The sequence below is a fragment of the Streptococcus sp. GMD5S genome, from assembly GCF_000298715.2.
Classification (GTDB): Bacteria; Bacillota; Bacilli; order Lactobacillales; family Streptococcaceae; genus Streptococcus.
In genome coordinates this window covers 91,602-110,490 of sequence record NZ_AJRG02000004.1, presented here as the reverse complement: position 1 = coordinate 110,490, position 18,889 = coordinate 91,602, and the positions used below count along the sequence as shown (strand labels likewise).

Sequence of the window (18,889 nt, the reverse complement as noted above, 5' to 3'; positions counted from 1 at the left end):
ATGAAAAAAGTATTTCCCAAAAACTTTACTCCTTATTTTGAAAATGATTCTACTATTCTTGTTAATGGAGATTCGTTTGAAATATTAAAAAAAATAAAATCTAAATCGGTCAACTGCATCTTTGCTGATCCACCATATTTTCTATCAAATGATGGCTTTACAAATTCTGGTGGAAAACAAGTTAGTGTAAATAAAGGGGATTGGGATAAGAGCCTAACTACTGCTGAAAAACACAAATTCAATAGAAACTGGATTAAAAAATGTAAACGAGTATTAACTGATGATGGTACTATTTGGATTAGTGGTACTCTTCACAACATATACTCCATCGGCATGGCTCTAGAGCAAGAAGGCTTTAAAATTATCAACAATATTACTTGGCAGAAGCTCAATCCACCGCCGAATTTAGCAAGAAGATCTTTCACTCACAGTACCGAGACAGTATTGTGGGCTAAAAAAGATATTAAAAATAATAAACATTTTTTCAACTATGATCTAATGCGAGAAATCAATAACGGTAAACAAATGAAAGATGTTTGGTCTGGGCCACTTACCTCACCAAAAGAAAAAAAGTTCGGAAAACACCCTACACAAAAACCTTTGTATCTTTTGGAAAGACTACTTTTAGCTTCTACAAAAGAAAATGCACTTATATTAGACCCCTTTATGGGAAGCGGGACTACTGCAGTTGCTTGTAAAAAACTTAATCGTAATTTTATTGGTATAGAAAAAGAATCTGAATTTGTAGAATTAGCGAAGAATAGAATAATAAACACTAACACAGAATTTAACTTATTTTAGAACGGCTTAGATAAATCTAAGTCGTTTTAAAGTAAACTATCTAATATTCATAGAGTTTTTCTGTTTAACAGTATATTCTTCTGTCCCAAAAATTAATTTTATATATTAAAAACAAGTAGAACTACTGAACTCTGAAATTTAACATATGTATTCAAATTATGGTATACTACAATTAGTAGTATGATTAGGAGGTTTTTATGACAAACACTCAGAATATTAGCAATATCAAGACTATTGATGATTTGAAAATAAATAACATCTATACTAATGACGTTATTGCCAAAGTTTTTAAATGTTCCAAACAAGGTGGTATGAGAAAATCAAATACAACTAATACTCTCGTTCTCATATCAAAACAAACAGGTAAATCTATATACCATGATACATGGGTAGATAATATGCTTCACTATACCGGAATGGGACAAGTAGGTGATCAAAAACTTGATTTTGCTCAGAATAGAACTTTAAAGGATTCGGCTAAAAACGGTGTTACTGTACATTTATTTGAAGTATTTAAGGACACGGAGTACACCTATGCAGGTATAGTTAAACTTGCTGAACCACCTTACAATGTAACTGAACCCGATAAAAATAATAATAAGCGTATTGTCTATAAATTCCCTCTAAAATTAAAAACCTCAGAGTATTGCCCAAATAATGAGACATTAATACAAAATAAAAAGAAATTAGAAAAATCAATATCACGTAAAACTATTCAGGAAATTAAAGAATTAGCAATTGAAAAAAGCAAATTAAATAAAAATAAACATCTTGTTAGAAAAGTATCTACTTTTACCCATGAACGTTCTCCAGAAATAAAAGAATATGTAAAGGAACATGCTAATGGAATTTGTCAATTATGTGATAATAAAGCTCCCTTTGAAGTAAAGGGTAAACCATTTTTACATGTTCACCATATTGAGTACTTATCAAGAGGCGGCGAAGACACAATTGAAAATGCAATTGCAGTTTGTCCAAATTGCCACGCTAAAATTCATCAACTTGAACTTGAAGAAGACAAAGAAAAACTACTTCGTAAAGTCCAGGATCGGAATCTTTAATTTCTTAAGCAAGCTATAAATGCTTGCTTTTTTTATTAAAACATTTAATTTTATACTTCAGCTGAAATAAATTAATAATAAGCTACCCAATTAAAAGCGTAGTTCCATTAGCACAGTTCAGGTTAAATTTTGAACAATTGAGAAAAAAATTCTATTTTGATATTGGTTATATTATGATATAGTCATGAAAACTTTAAAAGAAAAAAATATTCAACGAGCATTATGGCATATTAAGCGTCATTGTATAAATATAGAGAACAATTATGAAAATGAATTGAGCAAAACTGAGTTATTACATTTGAAATCTAGTGTTGAAACACTAAGTCGAATTTTGAACAATGAAAAGCCCTATCCAAATTTGGAAATAGATGACGTATTTTAAAATATTTATTACACTTTTATAACTACCAGCAACTTTAAATCTAGTTATAAGCTTTATCAAATAAAAAAGCACCCAAGAGATTCCTCCTGGATGTATGTAAACGTTGATATATTCATGCTGACCCACATTTTGAGAATTGTGATGCTTTACGAACTTGTTTAAAACCTGGTTTGACAAGGTCTCTTTTCTATGGTTCAGTCGGTATAATTGTGAGTTCACTATGTTCATTTACAAAACTATACATTGGTACTCCAAAACTCTCTCCAGATATATTTTCATATAGAGCTTTTACAAAAATTCTAGCCATTCACTAGATGGTTCTACAGCATCATCAGTCTGAGAAGTGAAGCACATTTGAAGAATAAGTTCCATTATATCTAAATCGAATGCAATGAATTATCCTCTCTAAATAAATGAATAGTTCTTCTGATTATAAATTATTAATGAAAAATTGGTTTATTCGGCTCTCAGCTGCACTATATAATCATAGGTATCTTTTTTTAATTTTGAAAGCGGGTAATTTAAATAATCATTAAAACCATCATTTGCAATCTCTCCAAATATCATATAATCGAAAAATTCTTCTGAAAATTCCTTTCCTATATTACCTCTATCTCCCAAAAGATTAATTAAATAATCACGATATTCTTTACAATATTCCGTCTCTTTCCTAAACATTTCAGCAACATCTTTTTCATGAATTTCATAAGCATCTTCTAATTTTAAAACATTATTTTCTTGAGATTTGTCACCAAAATATAACTGTAACTTGGAAGAATCACTTGATAGATCCACCTTAAACATAACTTCTTCATCAGAATTAACTTTAAAAGGACAAAAGTCATAACTTTTACTGTTTTTTATTCTGTTACACGTACTGCAAGATGGGATTAAATTATATAAACTTAACGCAAAGAAAGGGTAAGTTTGTTTATCATAGTAATGATCAAATTCACAACCAGAACTATCATCACGAGAATTAATATAATTTCGATTGCAGTAGGGACAAACTGTGATACCTAAGTCCTGAATTAGACTAATATTATTTTTCTTAATTTCATTTTCAGGACACTCAATCTTTTTAGTAAAAAATCTTGTGTAATAGTTTCTAAAAGTATTTAACTTTTTAGAATTTACTTTGTTATTCATTATATCCTGAGATCTATCACTATTTATAGCATCATGAAGATTTTCAAGTTCATCAAATGGCATAGTAAGTAAACTCTTAAAATCTGTTACGCGCTCCGTCTTATTTTGCTTTTCAAGTATTTCATTTAATAAATTTACTACAAATGTACCTATACCATTTGGGGCAAGAATTCTAGAGTTTTGACTTAAAATATAGTCATAATATCTTTCCAATTCCCTTTCGCTATATAATGTCGTTATTCTTATCATTTTTTCCTTCTTGAATTTTTTTTATTTGATCTTGATACCATTTTATTTGTTGTTCATATTTTGAAATTTGATCAACTTCTTCACTCCAATTTGCATTTCTTATTTGTAGTTTTAAATGTTTACGAATTATATCCTCTCCAATGCTCTCTACAAAGTCTTCAAAAAATTGTTTGATCTTTTCTGTAGGGATTTTTTCATCAAAGTTCAAGTTATATTTCTTAACAAAACCTTAGAACTATATAATTTCTCCATTCTCTTATCACTAAGAGTCATTCCAATTTCTATAATCTCATTCGTAAGGACTGAAAAAAATTTCATAATTAAAATATTTGTTATAATCCTCGAATTCCTATCTTGAAAATTTTTTTCTAAAATCTTTTCTACTCTTTTTAAACTTTTATTTAAATATTTTTTTAATGGGTCTCCGCTAAAATAAGATTTTTTGTATTTATGTATTCCTTCGCCAGCTGGAGTTAATTTTATACATAGTCTTTTATTAGAAAACTTAATTAGATCATTTAATTTCCCACTATCTTTATTATGTGACTTTTCTTTTTTAAAATCTTCAATTATTACTTTAACTTGATTAATTGAATCCTCTCTATTTAAATATATTAGATTCATTTTTCTTAACATCGCTGAGGTTGAAACATCAAAAGAATAATCTCTCAATTTTTTTGAGTCTCCCAACTCTACCGAAGCAGAAAATTTTACAACAGAATATTTACCTTCATCAGTCCCACTCTCATACGATATATCTAGAAAATTACTACTATTTTTCTCAATTATAGAATTTAACAATCTTGTTTTCCCTACACCGTTTTCCCCAACAATACAATGTAGTGAATCAATTTTATCATAGTAATTAAAACTGCCACCAACATTTTTAAGACTAAATTTTATAGGGATCTTATAATCTGAATTCATTTTAAATCTCCTTCACTATACATTCAAAATTAGTTTTAATACAATATTCAGAAAAGTTTCCTAAGACTTTATCTTTACTTATTCCAAGTTTTAAAGCACCTTGAATAGGTCCTATTTTATCATCCAAATCAATAATTCGTCTAAAGCCTATACCATTTTTATAACACTCTATAACTTTCTTAATATTAGATACGCCTGGAGAAAAAGAATGTTCCTCAAACCACTTTTCTTTTTTTCCACTTTTAGGATAAGGGATAAATATCCGAATTACATTTTCGAATATAAGTTTGTACTTCCAACTCTGTCTTCCTGCCCAAATGTAATTTAAAACATTAGACTCAGAAACTTCTAAAATTGTTGCTATATATATTGCTGCGTTATTACTTGTAATAAACACAATGTCACCCTTTTGTGGAGGGTTATTTTTTAAATTATTATCAAATTCGCTATATCCCCAGATAGAGAATGACTCTTCTTCACTTTCAGTAATATCTTCTAAATCTTTATTCTCTTCTTTTAATGCTGAAATAATAACATCTTTTGATATTTTATTTTCAATCGTATTGAGGAAGGGGGAAGATAGTCCTGTTCCCCCAGCCATTACAAATATATTTTCATCTGCCATAATCAACCTCATAAACTAAGAATTAATAAAATTTATAATCGTCAAAATCGTTTAGTTTTACCTTTTGATAAAACGCTTACATATCGATTATACCATAATACACGGTATCAACTATAAATATTTTTTTCCGAAAAATAACTATTTTCCCGAAAGAAGTAAACCAACCTTAAAAAATTACTGTATTACATCTGTAATATTTCTTTGATATAATACAAGAAAAGGAGTTAAGCAAATGAAAAGATTTATCACATTACTTTTAGTGTCTCTATCTGCAATTTTATTAATTGCATGTTCCAACCAATCAAGTAATTCTTTAGATGGTGAATACTATTGGATAAACGAGAGTAGAAATGAAGTCGCTTTTACCATTTCAGGTAACAAAGGAACTATCAATAAAGGAGAGGCTGATGCTTTTACAATTGATAAAGATAATTCAACAATCGAATTGACGGGCTCAAATATCATTAGTCGAAAAGAGAGCTACACCTTTGAAGATGGCGTGTTCACTGTCGATATTTCAGGAACGAAACAAGACTATTACAAAAAGGACAGTGAAGCATATAAAAATGCCTTGAAGAAATACAACAATAAGTAAAATTTTCAAGCTATTCGTTAGTCTTTATACAACAAAAACGCTTTAATTTTGAAGCGTTTTTGTTATCTCTCTAAAAATAAGGTCAAAGATTTCTCTTTATTTATTTTTTAGTGCTTTTCAGACTATATTTTGATCATTTGAGGAAATAAACATTATTTTTGAACGTTTATCTGATAAGATAGGAGTATGAAAAATTTAAAAGAAGATAACATTCAAAAATCCTTATGGCATATCAAACGACATTGCGAGAATATAGAAAAAAATGCTGATGATCGTAGAAGAAAAATTGACATCTTCCATCTGATGGAAAGTGTCGAGATACTAAAACGAGTTATAAACGATGAAAAACCCTATCCGAACTTGGATAGGGAGGAAGTGTTTTGAAACATATTTCACTAAATTCTAGTTCATACTTTTTGTAAAATCCATTTTCACAAGTCTGGGTTTCAAGTAATTTTAGATTAGCTTTATCTCGATTATCAACAAAGTCCGACATCTTTTTCATTCAAAAATTTAGAATGAGTTTGATTGAAGGAAGGGAAATATCAAATAAACAGCTTACCGGTTAATCTCCGTCAATGTGCAAAATCCATTGAAAATTTATCGGTTATAATAATCTCAAACGGAATACTTTTCCCATAACAAATTCCATTCTTGACTAGATATGCTTCTACATAATGTCTACCAGTGTAAAGAGTACTTTCTTTTCTAACTCTTTTACCTTCTACTAACTCAGAATTGTAAAATCCACCTCGTAAAGAATTTGCTAATTCAGCTTCCCTGCCTGTATTTGTCACTTGCCACCAAATCTCATACCCTAGTATACTATTAGCCTGTACTTCAAATTTAAGACTACCATGTTTATTCAATTTTGTTCCGCTTTCAATCTTTTTCCACCTAAATCCTTTATATAGATAACTTGCCTTTATTGATACATCTTCTATCAAAAACTCTTTCCATTTTGAATTTTGATGATGACTTATAGAATTGACATTAACAATTGGGAATTGTTCTCCACTATTCTTAAATAAGCTAGTCCTTATAAATTTTATTTTATCTAAATAAGATAAATTATAATTTCCTACATTAAAATCTAATTTAAGTTGTTCCAACCATTTTTCAAATGCTTCAAAATAGCTACTATCTTTATCCCATTTATTAGATAGAACTTCGTCCTTATTTACAGGATTATATACACAAGGTTTTCCATCTCTAAAATCAATAGCATCCTTCAAGTGTTCAATAACATAGTTTATAATATCTAAAAAATCACTATAAATTGTACTGGCAGCCTGATATTGCTTTGCTGCTAATGTCGTGATGATTATAGAACTTGGTTTATATTCAATATCTTTTTCAAAACAAACCTCAGCATGTCTTTTCAAGATTTGAACAATCCTTTGCAAGGGAGTTCTAACTCTATATTCAGGAACTTTTTCAATAGATGCAGAAAATCTTTTAGCAACTTCTTTATGATAGATAGCGAACTTTGAAAGATCTCTAAACCACTTAGCGTACTCTTTTGGGTTACTTGTCTCCCAATTAGAAGTAATTTCAAAATAGTTTTCATGAGTTTTATCCGTGATTGCTATAAACCCATCATTTTTTTCGTTTAAAGGGACTGACGGCAGTATGTCTATATGAAAATTGCTTTCATCAACATATTTTAATGTCCAGCAGCGTTTGCTTTCCTCTGGCCCACTGGACATTGACTGAGCCTTAGCGTAACTCTTAACAATTTCCCCAAGATTATTTTTCAAAGAATATTGAGATTGGTCGTTTCTTCTTAACTTTGTGAAGTTGCAAACTATATCAATATCAAAAGCTCCATCTTCTGTTAATGGCTTGATGGCTGTTCCCAATTTAAACGATCCTTGCAAGTATATATCTGGGCTATTTTTGCTAAGTTCTGAATTTTTGATATAGTTAGCAATAGAATTGTACCTATTAGTAGCTATTTCATATTTCGAATACGAAACATCCAATTCTTCCATAATTGATTTAATCTCTTTTGAGATAGTAATATCTGTCAAAGTATCTTCCTCCTAAACAATATACTTCGAGGTTGCAGAAATCTTTTTAGAAAGTCCGTCTTTAGCAAAACAATTTTTTTCTATATCCTCAGCCTCTATTAGAAAATAATCATCATTTTCTAATACTTTGTCTAATATTTCTGTAGGTATTCTTGCTTCAAAAATGTCAAATATTTTTAATTCATCCATTTGAAAGTAAGTTGAAAACATGATTGGTTCTTTGACAGTTTTTAGATATTCAACTTGCGACTTTGTTACTAGGTCCTCTATAGAAATTCCAGCAGGTTCTAATTCTTCAATAAGCTCTCTAATTACAGTTACTTCCCTATTTTTTCTCGTATCAAACCAGTTAATAAACTGTACAAGGTGCTTCCCTTTTGTTATTAATCTTAGATCTCCACCTTCATAAAATCGAGTCTCAGATTCATCTTTCAACTCTAATTCTTCTTTTAGCCCTTTGAAGGAATCATGATATTTATAAACACCTCCTATAGGTTGATATTGGTCTATTCTTCTCCCTTTTATCAGCAAATAGCGGCCATTAGTCTGTTTAATTTGAAATAGGTAAGCACAACTCAATCTTATATCTTTGTTCCATCGAATAAGAGATTGAGACCATATTTTAATTCTACGTCTATTATTAAATATTGTCGATACAAGAAAAGTAATAACCGCAACAATTAGATTAACAATTAAGTCATGTAATATCTCCAAAACTACTCCTCCACTTCAAACTTCGTAGACTATTGACCAAGTTCACCGAGGAAGGAATCAATGTCTGACTTTTGGTTACTATGATTATAAAATTTAGTCTGAATAGCTCCAGTTCACCAGTATGCTTCTTCGCCACTAAGTCTACGCCTATATCGATTTTAGGAATTCTATAGCTATCTGGGACATCAGCCAACATCCAAACACCTATGAATTCATTCTTGTAGGTTGGTTCATTCTTTAAACATGCACGTACTAGATATTCAAAATAGGTCCCGCGACCAAGTTGTGTTTCCGCTAATTCATCAATTTGTGCAATTAGTGCTTCAAAAGTCATACGCTTCTCCTGTATGCCAAGAGACCTATAGGATTGTTTAAGTATGTCAGTACTTAACTAAATGCCCCATAGCTGATCATAGTTAGAACTATTATAACCTTTTAAAGTTCAAAAAAATAGCATTAACTGCATAGTAATGCTATTTTGAACCTATATACCAATATTTTCTGATTAAGTTACTATCTTGTCCACTTTCTATTCGGAAGTAAAAATAATGGTTCCATCCATCTTTAGAATTCTCTTTATTAAGTTTGAAGTAGTTTTTCTGATTCATTGCCATTGTTCTTAGGATGTCATCAATTAAGAAGGTCAAAGGCACATTCATCGCTGAATATTTTTGGAAGTCTTCTTCGAATCGGATATAGCCTTCTGAGAAGTAATCCATCTGCAATTTATTTTCATAAAGTTCTTTTCTACTCATAGACAACCTCTTCTAATAGTTGAATGTCCAGGATGTCTTCCACTTCAATCAGTTGGCATCCTTCAAGTGTTTTGATGGATATTGCCTTTACTGCAATTTCCCCCACCTCCCCAATTAAGGTTGTTTTTTTAGCTTTTTGTTTGACTATAAAGCGCCCCTTTAAATTCCCAACATAGAGCTGAGAAAGTAATAATAGTTTTTCTGTTCTGTTCAAGTCACTGGTTAGATCGACACGATATTTTTCTTCTCCTAGTGACGTGGTATGTTCAGATAAAAAGAAGCCCATCCATTTTTGCATACCTGAGTCTTGATATTCTCGGGCTGACTGATAGGGTAAATAGGAACGATCAATCATTTTAAACCATCTAGTCCACCAGCAGAATGACCTCCAATTAGTTTACTTCTAGCGATGCTTCTTGATGCTGACTCAAGCGCATTGGCTTTTAAAAGTGAAGTGAACCCAAACTGATCTCGTATGCTGTCAATCGCTGATTGGAGCCTTTCTTCTTTTTCTATTTTTTCAACATCATCAAATAAAGAAATGAGTCCAAACGATTCATCCACCAAACCCGAATAGTTAACGGCAATGTTCCTTACAGCACCTGAACTGTATTTCTGATGAAATAACTGTAAAACTACATTAGTTAGCGTGTCCGTATGATTAGTTGGTTCAATCTTTTTTTGTGTGTTAATTGATTTTTTATTTTCCTGTTTGGAATAGCCTACATGAACAGAGACGACAGTTGTTTTCTTACCTGCTCGTCTAAGACGAATAGCAACCTGTTCTGCCATCTCTCGAAGAACAATCTCAATATCCCGTTGCTTGACATAATCTCTTGGTAAGACTTGGGAGTTACCTAGTCCAGTGCTCTTTGGTTTATATGGATTATTAACATTGCTTTCATCTACTCCATTTGCGTAAAACCAGAGACGTAGCCCTACTACTCCCAAAGACTTTTTTAGTAAGTCGGGATTACTATTAGCAAGTTCCTTAACAGAAAAGATTCCCAGGTCATTTAATCTCTTTTCCATACGATGACCAATCCCCCAAAAATCCGTCATATTAGGAATTGCCCAAACCTTGCTTTCTACGTCTTCATAAGACCAATTAGCACGCATGGTGGGCATTTTCTTAGCTTCATTGTCTAGGGCTAGCTTAGCAAGCAAGGGATTACTATTTGACATACCCACAGTTGAGTAAATACCTGTCTTTCGCCAAATATCCTTTTGAATCTTAGCAGAAATCATATCCAATTTATCTTTTCGGGATATGGTCTGATCGCTAACAAAGTAGTTAAGAGAAGTCGTTAGGTCAATAAATCCCTCATCAATTGAATAAGGGTATATTTCATTGGGGCTACCGTAATCTTTGAAAACTCGTTGTATTTCCATATTAACCTCAATGTACTTGTCCATTCGAGGTGGAACGATAAAGGTGGTCTTCGCCCATTCCTCAATATAGCGTACAAAGTCTGGATCCGTTGGAAGTCCCTGTTTTTTTGCATTATAGAAAGAAAATTTTCTGGTTTTAACGTCAAAAGGTAAATCATAAGCCCGACCAACATTCTTTTTTCCAAATACTTTCTTAAACATAGGTGATGATGCCAATATTAATCCAGCAGAATTATCCGCTCGACTCATCACGCAGAGGGAGGTTTTAAGAGGATGAAGCCCTCGATCCACACACTCAACGCTTGCATAGAAGGATTTCATATCAATAAAGGCAATATCACTGACAGGCTCTTTTGAATAGTCAATGATTCCCATAACCTAGTCCTCCAGAGGCATAAAGTTTCCGACAATTTTTCCGACAATCCGAGGATCATCGTCATAAGGAGCAAATTTGTCTTTGTATTTTTTATTGATGGAAACGAGGCGTAAGCCGTCTTCTTCCAAGTAGACACGCTTGATATAGGTCTGCTCATTCCAAACAACTGCATAAACTGCCCCATTATAATCAAAGCCTGTCTCACGAATAAGGGCAACGGATCCATTCGGGTATTTAGGATCCATAGAGTCCCCTGAAACCCAAGAGGCGAAATCATGTCCTAACTCCTCATTATAGTAGACCGTATCGTATTCTTTTTCTCCATAGATAGTGGCTCCAAGACCAGCAGACATTTCTTCATAGACCCGATATTCATAACGTGGTTCAGCAATAGGGACCACCTTCTTATTCTGTTCTTCTGTAACTAAGTCACGAGCATAAGACACAACTTGTTCTTTTCCATTGGGTGAGAGGACATTATAGAGTCTGACAATCTCTATCTCAGTGAAATAGCCTTTGGGGACGTTCAAAAGTTTCTCTAATAATGCCACTTTCTCAGTAGAAGGTTCTTTGACTCCACGTTCCCAAGCAGAATAGGCTTGATAGCTAATTCCTAGCTTATCTGCAATATCTTTTTGTGTTAGTTTTAGCTCTTTCCTCCGAGCTTTTAATTTTTCTGGTTGATACATGTTTCTCCTCACATGACTAATAATTCTAAATTTGCCTTTCTTCTAGCTTCTGTCTCTGATAGTTTGTTGCTATCCCACACGTAAGCTAAAGATTTTCCCTTATTGTAAACAAGCCACACTTTAAAATACTTTATCTTCCTGATTTCATCCCATCGTGTCTGGTCAAGCAATTCTGGTAGTTCTTGACTCGTCACGAAATTGGTTTGTTTCAATCTCTTCTTTAGCCGTGCTATAAGCGAGGGTTGATATTGATTGAACTCTTCAATCAATATTTTTTTCAGCTTATGAAAGTAATGGTGAAGGGAGGCGTTTTGACCGTCTAGGTATTCATCTACTGCCTGCTTGATGGCTGATTCAGTATCCACTTGATAAACTCTCAACAAGTCAATCAGCCGAAAATAAAGTGCCTGCTTTGAAACTTCTAGATCCTCTTTGATCTTTTGGAAAGAATCGCAAGAGTAGTAAATCTTGGATAATAGCACAATATCAGGCATCAGAACAATAGCTGAAAATACATTGGCTTCTCTCTCTATAATAGATTCCTGATTATCCACTGATTCTGTAAAATAAGAACCATCGTGTTTCAAGATAAAGTGGCCTAATTCATGACACAAGGTAAAGTGACGCTTGGTCACTGGATTGTCTTGCTCATAGGAAAAACTCGTCCCTAGTTTATCAATAACTGTCAAACCTTCAATTTTATGATTTGAAAAGTGGTGACTGATGACTTGAATGTTATTCTCATGAATGCAATAAGCAAAATAATAGTGAAAGTGATAATTCAGAATCGAAATTTCCTCCTTTTTCATAAAAAAGTAGAGGGTTTGTTTTGTGATTTCACTTACTCGTAAATATAATTCATCCAATGAATAACACCTCCTTTAAATCTCAACATCTGACAAACTAAACCAGAATGGTTGAGTTTATTATACAAAAAAAGTAGACAATTGTCTACTGAAAATTCTAAAATATATCCTCAAACTTAGCAGAATCAATCTCTGATCTTCTAGCAAGAATCTTTTCCTTAATTATGGATATCAATTCATTCGGAGATTTATTTGCTAACGAATCATACATTATAAATATCAAAAATTCATCTGATATCAAACCATCTGAAAAATCAAATCTATTATATTCATCATAGTTCGTTTGAAAGTCCTTACGTAAAAATTCTTCTGAGATTAAACGTTCTGATATATCACTCCTAGCAAATTCATCGATTAACTTTAAAATATTATTTCCGACGTTAATCTTATACATCTGATCTAGATTATATAATCGTTCAAACCAATACTTTAGTCTTAGATATTGATTCTCATCTTGTATTTCAGATTCATCAAAAGATGTTAAATGAACATTTACCACGATATCCCCCCTAGATGCATATATATAACATTTTATATACTTTGCTAAAGAAACTCCATGAAAATACGCATTAAAAACACCTGTCGATTCATCTTTACCATATCCATGACGTTTTCGCTTATTACAGGTCCAGCAAGTTGTAACAAGATTACAGGGAGTTATAGCAAATTGAGGAAATTTAGACTTTGGTAAAACATGATCTAAATTTTTATCATTAAATCCCCACCGCTTATCACAAATAGGACATCTATCTGGAGTCAGAGAATATAGTCTATCCTTATAACCATGACTATCCTTCATACAATAATTGAAAATACCTTCCATTTGTTTAACAGTTATACCATATGCATCGTCCATCTCTTCCATAGTATACAATTGATGTCTATTGTCAAGATAGATTCCCTCATACAACTCTAGCTGTGCTTTCCACTCTGCTGAATCTACTTGTGTGAAAACATCCTTGATGTTCTGATCTTCCTTATTTGAAGAATCAGTGATTGCAGTATCACATACATCAGAAACTTTAAAATCCGGTTCGTCAATCTTCTTCATTTGTTTTTAATTCCTTCGATAGCCGTAATATAATTCTTGCTTCACTGCCCAAAGCGGCTTCAAAACTATCTGAAATTTGTTCTTCATCTATTTTATCTTGTAATACTTTATAGAAACCTGTATTTCTTAAGTCAGTACCAAAAATAGTATCATTAATAAAGCTAACACTTTCTCCATAAGTTTTACTTGATAGTTTCACTATACTACCCCTATGTCTATCAAAATCATATTTTAACTTCCTGATATTTGTATTAGGTATTTCCTGAAGTACGATTGCAGAGTGGGTTGCTAATAAACAAACACCATTTCCTTCCTCAACAATTTCTTCTACTGCCCTAATATACGCCTTTAAAAGTGGAGGGTGTAAGAATAGTTCAGGTTCGTCAATAATTACAAGTGTTTTTTCAAAGACCTTAATAATCAAATTCAATAAACTCAGTAAAACTATTTTTTGACCAGAACTTAATTCATTAATTATTTCTTCTGATAAATTTCTCTCTTCAATCAATGGAAGAATTCGAATAAACAACGGATCAAAGGAAAATTTATCTATAATTTTTTTAGTTCTACTTTCATTTTTGGGGGTTGTTGCCTCCGTAAAAAGTGTTTTTATTTCCTTAGTAATATAATCCTCTAAACTAGTCGTCTTATTGAAATCGATTCCAATGAATTTATAATTTTCGCTATCTTTCTTTATAATTCCAGTATCAAAAGGACTATATGAAATTAATACAATTGACTCAAATTGATTTATATTAGAAGTAATATTATTAAATAAATCACTATTTTTTTTAATATAAAGATCAATCAAATTTTTTATAAAATAGGTTTTCCCAGCTCCATTATTCCCTACAATTGCATATAAAGTATCTGGAAAATATTCTAATGAATGTGGATTCTTGCTAAATTCTAAAACATTGTTTTCATTTTTATCGACAATACTAATTTGATATTCATCGATATATTTTCCACCCATACTCAATCTATGCAACTGATTTCTGATTTCACTTAAAGAAACACTACGTAAAAAAGAATGCTTCAATAAATAATAGTCCTCTATGGGATGATAAATTGAATCATGCTTAATTGACTCATCTAGTCTATTTAAATCATAAGCAATATCCCCCATTTTTTTGAAATACTCATCTTTTTCAGGTGAGGATAGAAAATTATTTAAAAATTCATAATACTCTTTATCTCCAAGTGAAATCAGATTATATCCTTCATCTTGAACAAGAATCGATTGTAAGTCTATTTCCTTTTCATGCTGGTAAGGAATGAATGATATTTTAAGACTACCAAAATCGTAAATTTCACCTTCAATTTTTGCTGTCAATGCATACAATGTTCTATAGCCATAATCGTTCCAATGATCAAAAGCATAATAAATACCATCTCCTAGAGAACTAAAATCCTTATCAGTTAGAGGAAAATCTTTCTTCCATGTCTTACGTATAAAAGGATATTTTTCAAAAAAATCTATCATATTTTTAACCTCATAGCTTGTCGAAGCTTCACTTAAAGCAAGTCACCTTTTTTAAAGGCTTGCTTCCGTTCTTCCATAAACTCAATCAACTCTTTTTTAAAAATTTCCTTTTCTTCTTCGGTCAGTCCTTTTGAGTTCATACGGAAAAGTAATTCAATATTGTCTAATTCATCTGATTCTTCGTCTAAGTTCCCAACCAGATAATCAACGGACACATTTAAAACTTGTGCAATTTTAACGAGATTCTCCTGTGTTGGTTTTTTTACTCCACGTTCCCATGAAGCGTAAGCAGGTTGCGAAATTCCCAGTTTTTCGGCAACTTCAACTTGAGTAAAGCTTGCCTTTTTTCTTAGTTCTTTTAAGCGTTCCGAAAAGTCCATTTTTAAGCCTCTAAAAATTTTAAAAATTTTTCCAAAAACCTCTTGACAAATATAACCAATGGTTATATAATATAAATATAGCCGATAGTTATATTGGTTTTAAAAATAATAATGCTAACTTCTAGCATCACGATCTTTGAAAATTAAATAAAAAGTGCGTCTGACAACCAGAGGACTGATTGCCAAAACTACACTAAACTTCGTACCTTTATTGTAAACGTTTTGGAAAGAAAAGTCAAGTCTGTTTGATGGTTGAAGTGAAGATTTAAAACATTTTTGTGGACTTCCACGCATTTCGGACTTTCGCACTTTTCCGAATAGTAAAGTGAACTGGCTTCGCCAAAAGGCGTAAGAGAATCTTAAGGGTATGACAATGACTACCTGATGAGATTGGCTGGGAAAGCGATGGTAATTCATGCAATGCACCTTGCTAAACGTTGCCACCGTGAAGGAAGAATCCTTCAACCAAATAACTTTTCTCTACTGCTGTCTATCTAATTTACTAGATAGATTTACTCTAGCTACTAAGTCCATTTTCTTAGTAGCTTTTTACTTTTACAATAAAGGAGAACATATGACTAACTTTTTTCGCACAACAATGTGAACGAATTTATAAAAACTACATTTTCACCTATGATATCTTTTCTACATCTGAACAACTCCAGGGACAACTCTATCATCAAGCCCAGAAGGATTTAGATAAACTTGCCAACCAATCACTGCTTACTGGCTTTTCTCAAGGTGAAGTACAATTTTATAGCAGAATGTTTAAACGAAAACTTTTTACTCATTATTACTCACGAGTGAAGCAACTAGCTTAACTCTTTTTATTTTACACTCAGAAAGGAAATACTTATGATTCCAGAAACACTTGTCATGCTACCAGAATTTATCGGTACTGCTTACTACGAAAAATTGGGAAATGCCCCACGCTATGTCTTCGGAAAAGAAGGCAAATATCAACGCCACGTGCTAAACAATGAACAACACGGAGCCTTCCACGTGATTACACCAGCTTCTGCTACTGTCTTTCCAGAAGATGCTCTAGTTGAAGTGGTCAATCCAATTTTCCTTGCAGACACTTCCCTAAACGGAAATTCCGTTGCCCCAGCGCTCAATGTATTTGCTGAAAAATTGGTTTTGAAAAAATAAAAAAGAATAGGAGAAAACATACATGGCTAAAATTGGATTAAACTACGGAGAAAAACTTCAAATTGCAGACAAAACCTATCGGGTAATCTCAGAAGGTCTAAATATCCCTCAAGTCTTTGGAAAACTTACCTTCCGAGGTATTGAAGGAACAGATACCATCTATGAAATTGACCGTTCCCAACGCAATCCTGATGGCTCCTACGTTCAGGTTAATACGGGGGAAATTCGGGGTGTTGTGGTAGGAATTCATTCTTCAGTCCAACACGAAACCCTCTTTTTCACTATTGCCGATATGGCGGAGTCTGAAATCGAAGACTTGGGACTCAAATACCGTGAGGAAGTGGAGCTAGAAGACATCGTCGTAACCCATACTCACGTTAACCGCAACGATATCTACAAGCTCTTTGCTTCTAAGATTAAGAAAAAAGGGGCAAGTCCTAAAGACTCTAAACCCGTAGAAAACAAGAAAGAAAACTAGGAGGTGACATATGAAACTCTTTACCTACCGTGGACAAAGAGTTCAAGTCTATCATCGACATATCAAGGCAATCACTTGGTTTATCTTGTGGTCGCCTTTTTTATTTGCCTTAGCTTACTACGGCTATCAACATCACTTGGAACTACAAGCCCAACCCTTTCCCAAAACCTACTACTTAGTTGCCTTTGCCTTACTATCCGCTCTTATCTCTCAAATCCTGAATTGGATTTGCTACGAGAAACTACTCGCTTTTCAAAAACTCAATAACTTGCGAATTCTCTCTCGTTTTCTCTTAGAAAACAACCTCTATCTAGTCAAGAAAGTCAAACGAGAGAAAAGGACGATAGAGAAAATCAGGCTTCCTCAAGTCTATCTTAAACAATCTCGTTATAGTTTGGAAGTCAGTTTTATCTTAGAAGGCAATAAGTTTCAAGATCGATTTCTCAATCTTGGGGCAACACTTGAAGTCATGTTTAATGGTGACTTTCGAAATAAAACCTTTGATAAACGTTTTATTAAGTACGATATCGCCATCAATCGTATTGATAGCCGTATTGGGATCGACCAAGTAGTGGTTGACGGGTCAAAACTCCAACTTATGAAAGATGTTGTTTGGGACTTCATCGAAGAACCACACTTACTGATTGGTGGAGGGACAGGAGGAGGGAAGACGATTCTTCTCATGTCAATCATCTATGCTCTTGCTAAGATTGGTTTCATAGATATTTGCGATCCGAAAAATTCTGACCTATCTGGTTTGAAAAAAATTCCTGTCTTTCATGGTCGAGTCTTTACCAGTAAGGAAGATATTATCCAGTGCTTTAGGGAAAACGTGGAGTTCATGGAAAAACGCTATGAACTCATGTCTACCTCTCCCAAGTTTCAAGCTGGGAAGAATTTCACTTATTACGGGATGAAGCCTAAATTCATTCTGGTAGATGAATGGGCAGCACTTATCGCTAAAATCGAACGTGATTATAGCCTACAAGCAGAAGTCACCGAATACCTTACTCAACTAGTCCTAGAAGGCCGTCAAGCTGGGGTTTATGTGATTTTTGCCATGCAACGTCCTGATGGGGAGTTTGTCAAAACTGCTCTTCGGGATAACTTTATGAAGCGCCTCTCAGTCGGTCATTTAGAATCAACAGGCTATGACATGATGTTTGGTGATGCCAATAAAACCAAAGAGTTTAAAAAACTGGATAAAATTAATGGTATTAAGATAAAGGGGCGGGGCTATATCGCAAACAACGGAGACTTGGCTGGTGAATTTTTCTCTCCTTATGTACCATTGGACCGGGGCTTTTCTTTCTATGAAGCCTACTCGCAAATTCCCATTTTAGAATTTGAAGGAGAAGAGTTTTCTGTCTTTAAAGACTATAACTCACTAGTCCCAACAAAAGAACTAATAGAGGAGGTAGAACAGGTAGAAAACCATGTCAACCAACGACCTCTAAAAGATTTTGCGGAAGAGCAGGAACTAAAAGTCGCAACGCTTCGAAAGATTATCTATCTCTTAGAAGAACAAGGAATAGATTTTGGCCGTTCTGACTCGGCTATTTTGGTGACTCCTCTTCAAGAAGAACTCCTTCTTGAAACTCTTCTCTGCTTTGAAGAGGGCGGACGAAGATCTTATGCCAAAGCCGTTCAGATGGTGCTTAGTCATCAGGAACTAGGACAAGGACAAGGGCAAGCCTGACGGCAAGTCAGGCGCAGACCGTAGCCCGA

At 33.1% G+C, this 18,889-nt stretch carries 22 protein-coding genes; 7 read left to right on the top strand and 15 right to left on the bottom strand.

Features of this window, described 5'->3' with window-relative positions:
• Entirely contained in the window at positions 1 to 801 is an 801-nt protein-coding gene (locus GMD5S_RS0203515) for a DNA-methyltransferase (protein ID WP_000755287.1), read from the top strand.
• A gap of 197 nt (positions 802 to 998) precedes the next feature.
• Entirely contained in the window at positions 999 to 1,862 is an 864-nt protein-coding gene (locus tag GMD5S_RS0203510; RefSeq protein ID WP_000185763.1) for an HNH endonuclease, read from the top strand.
• An 838-nt stretch (positions 1,863 to 2,700) separates the two neighbouring features.
• On the opposite strand, the gene GMD5S_RS0203500 is transcribed toward GMD5S_RS0203510, so the two are convergent.
• From GMD5S_RS0203500 to GMD5S_RS0203485, 4 genes are read right to left on the bottom strand one after another with little or no spacing between them, the layout of a single operon-like run.
• Positions 2,701 to 3,642 carry a hypothetical protein gene (locus GMD5S_RS0203500; RefSeq protein ID WP_000619428.1) on the bottom strand — a complete coding sequence of 314 codons (942 nt, stop codon included), beginning with the start codon at positions 3,640 to 3,642 and terminating at the stop codon, positions 2,701 to 2,703.
• Positions 3,617 to 3,850 (bottom strand): hypothetical protein, encoded by a 234-nt coding sequence (locus GMD5S_RS0203495; protein ID WP_001008296.1) that lies wholly within the window; start codon positions 3,848 to 3,850, stop codon positions 3,617 to 3,619. The genes GMD5S_RS0203500 and GMD5S_RS0203495 overlap by 26 nt, the downstream gene beginning before the upstream one ends.
• The gene (locus GMD5S_RS0203490; protein WP_001083556.1) at positions 3,847 to 4,569 is read right to left on the bottom strand and encodes a hypothetical protein; all 723 of its coding nucleotides are present in this window, start codon (positions 4,567 to 4,569) and stop codon (positions 3,847 to 3,849) included. The genes GMD5S_RS0203495 and GMD5S_RS0203490 overlap by 4 nt, the downstream gene beginning before the upstream one ends.
• 1 nt (position 4,570) lies before the next feature.
• The gene (locus tag GMD5S_RS0203485) at positions 4,571 to 5,194 is read right to left on the bottom strand and encodes a hypothetical protein (RefSeq protein ID WP_000752836.1); all 624 of its coding nucleotides are present in this window, start codon (positions 5,192 to 5,194) and stop codon (positions 4,571 to 4,573) included.
• 232 nt (positions 5,195 to 5,426) lie between these two features.
• On the opposite strand from GMD5S_RS0203485, the gene GMD5S_RS0203480 reads away from it, so the two are divergent.
• Positions 5,427 to 5,789 carry a hypothetical protein gene (locus tag GMD5S_RS0203480; protein ID WP_000819423.1) on the top strand — a complete coding sequence of 121 codons (363 nt, stop codon included), beginning with the start codon at positions 5,427 to 5,429 and terminating at the stop codon, positions 5,787 to 5,789.
• Between the two features lie 186 nt (positions 5,790 to 5,975).
• Positions 5,976 to 6,173 carry a hypothetical protein gene (locus GMD5S_RS10715; RefSeq protein WP_000793099.1) on the top strand — a complete coding sequence of 66 codons (198 nt, stop codon included), beginning with the start codon at positions 5,976 to 5,978 and terminating at the stop codon, positions 6,171 to 6,173.
• 191 nt (positions 6,174 to 6,364) lie between these two features.
• On the opposite strand, the gene GMD5S_RS0203470 is transcribed toward GMD5S_RS10715, so the two are convergent.
• From GMD5S_RS0203470 to GMD5S_RS0203420, 11 genes are all read right to left on the bottom strand, one after another.
• Positions 6,365 to 7,822, bottom strand: coding sequence for a nucleotidyltransferase (locus GMD5S_RS0203470; RefSeq protein WP_000129936.1), 1,458 nt, complete (start codon positions 7,820 to 7,822; stop codon positions 6,365 to 6,367).
• A gap of 12 nt (positions 7,823 to 7,834) precedes the next feature.
• Positions 7,835 to 8,536, bottom strand: a complete 702-nt coding sequence (locus GMD5S_RS0203465) for an SMODS-associated NUDIX domain-containing protein (protein WP_000404289.1) — start codon at positions 8,534 to 8,536, stop codon at positions 7,835 to 7,837.
• Positions 8,520 to 8,870, bottom strand: coding sequence for a restriction endonuclease (locus GMD5S_RS0203460; RefSeq protein WP_008282466.1), 351 nt, complete (start codon positions 8,868 to 8,870; stop codon positions 8,520 to 8,522). The genes GMD5S_RS0203465 and GMD5S_RS0203460 overlap by 17 nt, the downstream gene beginning before the upstream one ends.
• A 139-nt stretch (positions 8,871 to 9,009) precedes the next feature.
• A complete protein-coding gene (locus GMD5S_RS0203455; RefSeq protein WP_000087382.1) occupies positions 9,010 to 9,291 on the bottom strand; it encodes a DUF5960 family protein in 282 nt (93 codons plus the stop codon).
• Complete coding sequence (locus GMD5S_RS0203450; protein WP_000567226.1) at positions 9,284 to 9,646, bottom strand: hypothetical protein; 363 nt, start codon at positions 9,644 to 9,646, stop codon at positions 9,284 to 9,286. The genes GMD5S_RS0203455 and GMD5S_RS0203450 overlap by 8 nt, the downstream gene beginning before the upstream one ends.
• Entirely contained in the window at positions 9,643 to 11,058 is a 1,416-nt protein-coding gene (locus tag GMD5S_RS0203445; protein WP_000511335.1) for a Y-family DNA polymerase, read from the bottom strand. Before GMD5S_RS0203445 ends, GMD5S_RS0203450 begins: the two co-directional genes overlap by 4 nt.
• A 3-nt stretch (positions 11,059 to 11,061) precedes the next feature.
• Entirely contained in the window at positions 11,062 to 11,748 is a 687-nt protein-coding gene (locus GMD5S_RS0203440) for an XRE family transcriptional regulator (protein WP_000284659.1), read from the bottom strand.
• 8 nt (positions 11,749 to 11,756) lie between these two features.
• Positions 11,757 to 12,614, bottom strand: a complete 858-nt coding sequence (locus GMD5S_RS0203435) for an ImmA/IrrE family metallo-endopeptidase (protein WP_000344041.1) — start codon at positions 12,612 to 12,614, stop codon at positions 11,757 to 11,759.
• 97 nt (positions 12,615 to 12,711) lie between these two features.
• Complete coding sequence (locus GMD5S_RS0203430) at positions 12,712 to 13,665, bottom strand: HNH endonuclease (protein ID WP_000717712.1); 954 nt, start codon at positions 13,663 to 13,665, stop codon at positions 12,712 to 12,714.
• The gene (locus GMD5S_RS0203425; RefSeq protein ID WP_000564715.1) at positions 13,652 to 15,151 is read right to left on the bottom strand and encodes an AAA family ATPase; all 1,500 of its coding nucleotides are present in this window, start codon (positions 15,149 to 15,151) and stop codon (positions 13,652 to 13,654) included. The genes GMD5S_RS0203430 and GMD5S_RS0203425 overlap by 14 nt, the downstream gene beginning before the upstream one ends.
• Before the next feature lie 32 nt (positions 15,152 to 15,183).
• Positions 15,184 to 15,531, bottom strand: a complete 348-nt coding sequence (locus tag GMD5S_RS0203420) for a helix-turn-helix domain-containing protein (protein WP_000347608.1) — start codon at positions 15,529 to 15,531, stop codon at positions 15,184 to 15,186.
• Positions 15,532 to 16,386: 855 nt separating this feature from the next.
• Here GMD5S_RS0203420 and GMD5S_RS0203415 point away from each other — a divergent pair.
• The 3 genes from GMD5S_RS0203415 to GMD5S_RS0203405 are packed head-to-tail and all read left to right on the top strand — an operon-like array spanning position 16,387 to position 18,860.
• Positions 16,387 to 16,683 carry a hypothetical protein gene (locus GMD5S_RS0203415; RefSeq protein WP_000611955.1) on the top strand — a complete coding sequence of 99 codons (297 nt, stop codon included), beginning with the start codon at positions 16,387 to 16,389 and terminating at the stop codon, positions 16,681 to 16,683.
• A gap of 22 nt (positions 16,684 to 16,705) precedes the next feature.
• On the top strand, positions 16,706 to 17,161 hold the full coding sequence (locus tag GMD5S_RS0203410; protein ID WP_001062571.1) for a hypothetical protein: 456 nt from the start codon (positions 16,706 to 16,708) through the stop codon (positions 17,159 to 17,161).
• A 10-nt stretch (positions 17,162 to 17,171) separates the two neighbouring features.
• On the top strand, positions 17,172 to 18,860 hold the full coding sequence (locus GMD5S_RS0203405; RefSeq protein ID WP_000765654.1) for an FtsK/SpoIIIE domain-containing protein: 1,689 nt from the start codon (positions 17,172 to 17,174) through the stop codon (positions 18,858 to 18,860).
• Positions 18,861 to 18,889 lie beyond the last annotated feature (29 nt).

Bases quoted from the DNA above. Each gene is read 5' to 3' on its own strand.
- GMD5S_RS0203485 (WP_000752836.1), bottom strand. From the start codon at position 5,194: ATGGCAGATGAAAATATATTTGTAATGGCTGGGGGAACAGGACTATCT.
- GMD5S_RS0203440 (WP_000284659.1), bottom strand. From the start codon at position 11,748: ATGTATCAACCAGAAAAATTAAAAGCTCGGAGGAAAGAGCTAAAACTA.
- GMD5S_RS0203420 (WP_000347608.1), bottom strand. From the start codon at position 15,531: ATGGACTTTTCGGAACGCTTAAAAGAACTAAGAAAAAAGGCAAGCTTT.
- GMD5S_RS0203450 (WP_000567226.1), bottom strand. From the start codon at position 9,646: ATGATTGATCGTTCCTATTTACCCTATCAGTCAGCCCGAGAATATCAA.
- GMD5S_RS0203455 (WP_000087382.1), bottom strand. From the start codon at position 9,291: ATGAGTAGAAAAGAACTTTATGAAAATAAATTGCAGATGGATTACTTC.
- GMD5S_RS0203460 (WP_008282466.1), bottom strand. From the start codon at position 8,870: ATGACTTTTGAAGCACTAATTGCACAAATTGATGAATTAGCGGAAACA.
- GMD5S_RS0203490 (WP_001083556.1), bottom strand. From the start codon at position 4,569: ATGAATTCAGATTATAAGATCCCTATAAAATTTAGTCTTAAAAATGTT.
- GMD5S_RS0203515 (WP_000755287.1), top strand. From the start codon at position 1: ATGAAAAAAGTATTTCCCAAAAACTTTACTCCTTATTTTGAAAATGAT.
- GMD5S_RS0203410 (WP_001062571.1), top strand. From the start codon at position 16,706: ATGGCTAAAATTGGATTAAACTACGGAGAAAAACTTCAAATTGCAGAC.
- GMD5S_RS0203445 (WP_000511335.1), bottom strand. From the start codon at position 11,058: ATGGGAATCATTGACTATTCAAAAGAGCCTGTCAGTGATATTGCCTTT.
- GMD5S_RS0203500 (WP_000619428.1), bottom strand. From the start codon at position 3,642: ATGATAAGAATAACGACATTATATAGCGAAAGGGAATTGGAAAGATAT.
- GMD5S_RS10715 (WP_000793099.1), top strand. From the start codon at position 5,976: ATGAAAAATTTAAAAGAAGATAACATTCAAAAATCCTTATGGCATATC.
- GMD5S_RS0203510 (WP_000185763.1), top strand. From the start codon at position 999: ATGACAAACACTCAGAATATTAGCAATATCAAGACTATTGATGATTTG.
- GMD5S_RS0203425 (WP_000564715.1), bottom strand. From the start codon at position 15,151: ATGATAGATTTTTTTGAAAAATATCCTTTTATACGTAAGACATGGAAG.
- GMD5S_RS0203430 (WP_000717712.1), bottom strand. From the start codon at position 13,665: ATGAAGAAGATTGACGAACCGGATTTTAAAGTTTCTGATGTATGTGAT.
- GMD5S_RS0203480 (WP_000819423.1), top strand. From the start codon at position 5,427: ATGAAAAGATTTATCACATTACTTTTAGTGTCTCTATCTGCAATTTTA.
- GMD5S_RS0203415 (WP_000611955.1), top strand. From the start codon at position 16,387: ATGATTCCAGAAACACTTGTCATGCTACCAGAATTTATCGGTACTGCT.
- GMD5S_RS0203405 (WP_000765654.1), top strand. From the start codon at position 17,172: ATGAAACTCTTTACCTACCGTGGACAAAGAGTTCAAGTCTATCATCGA.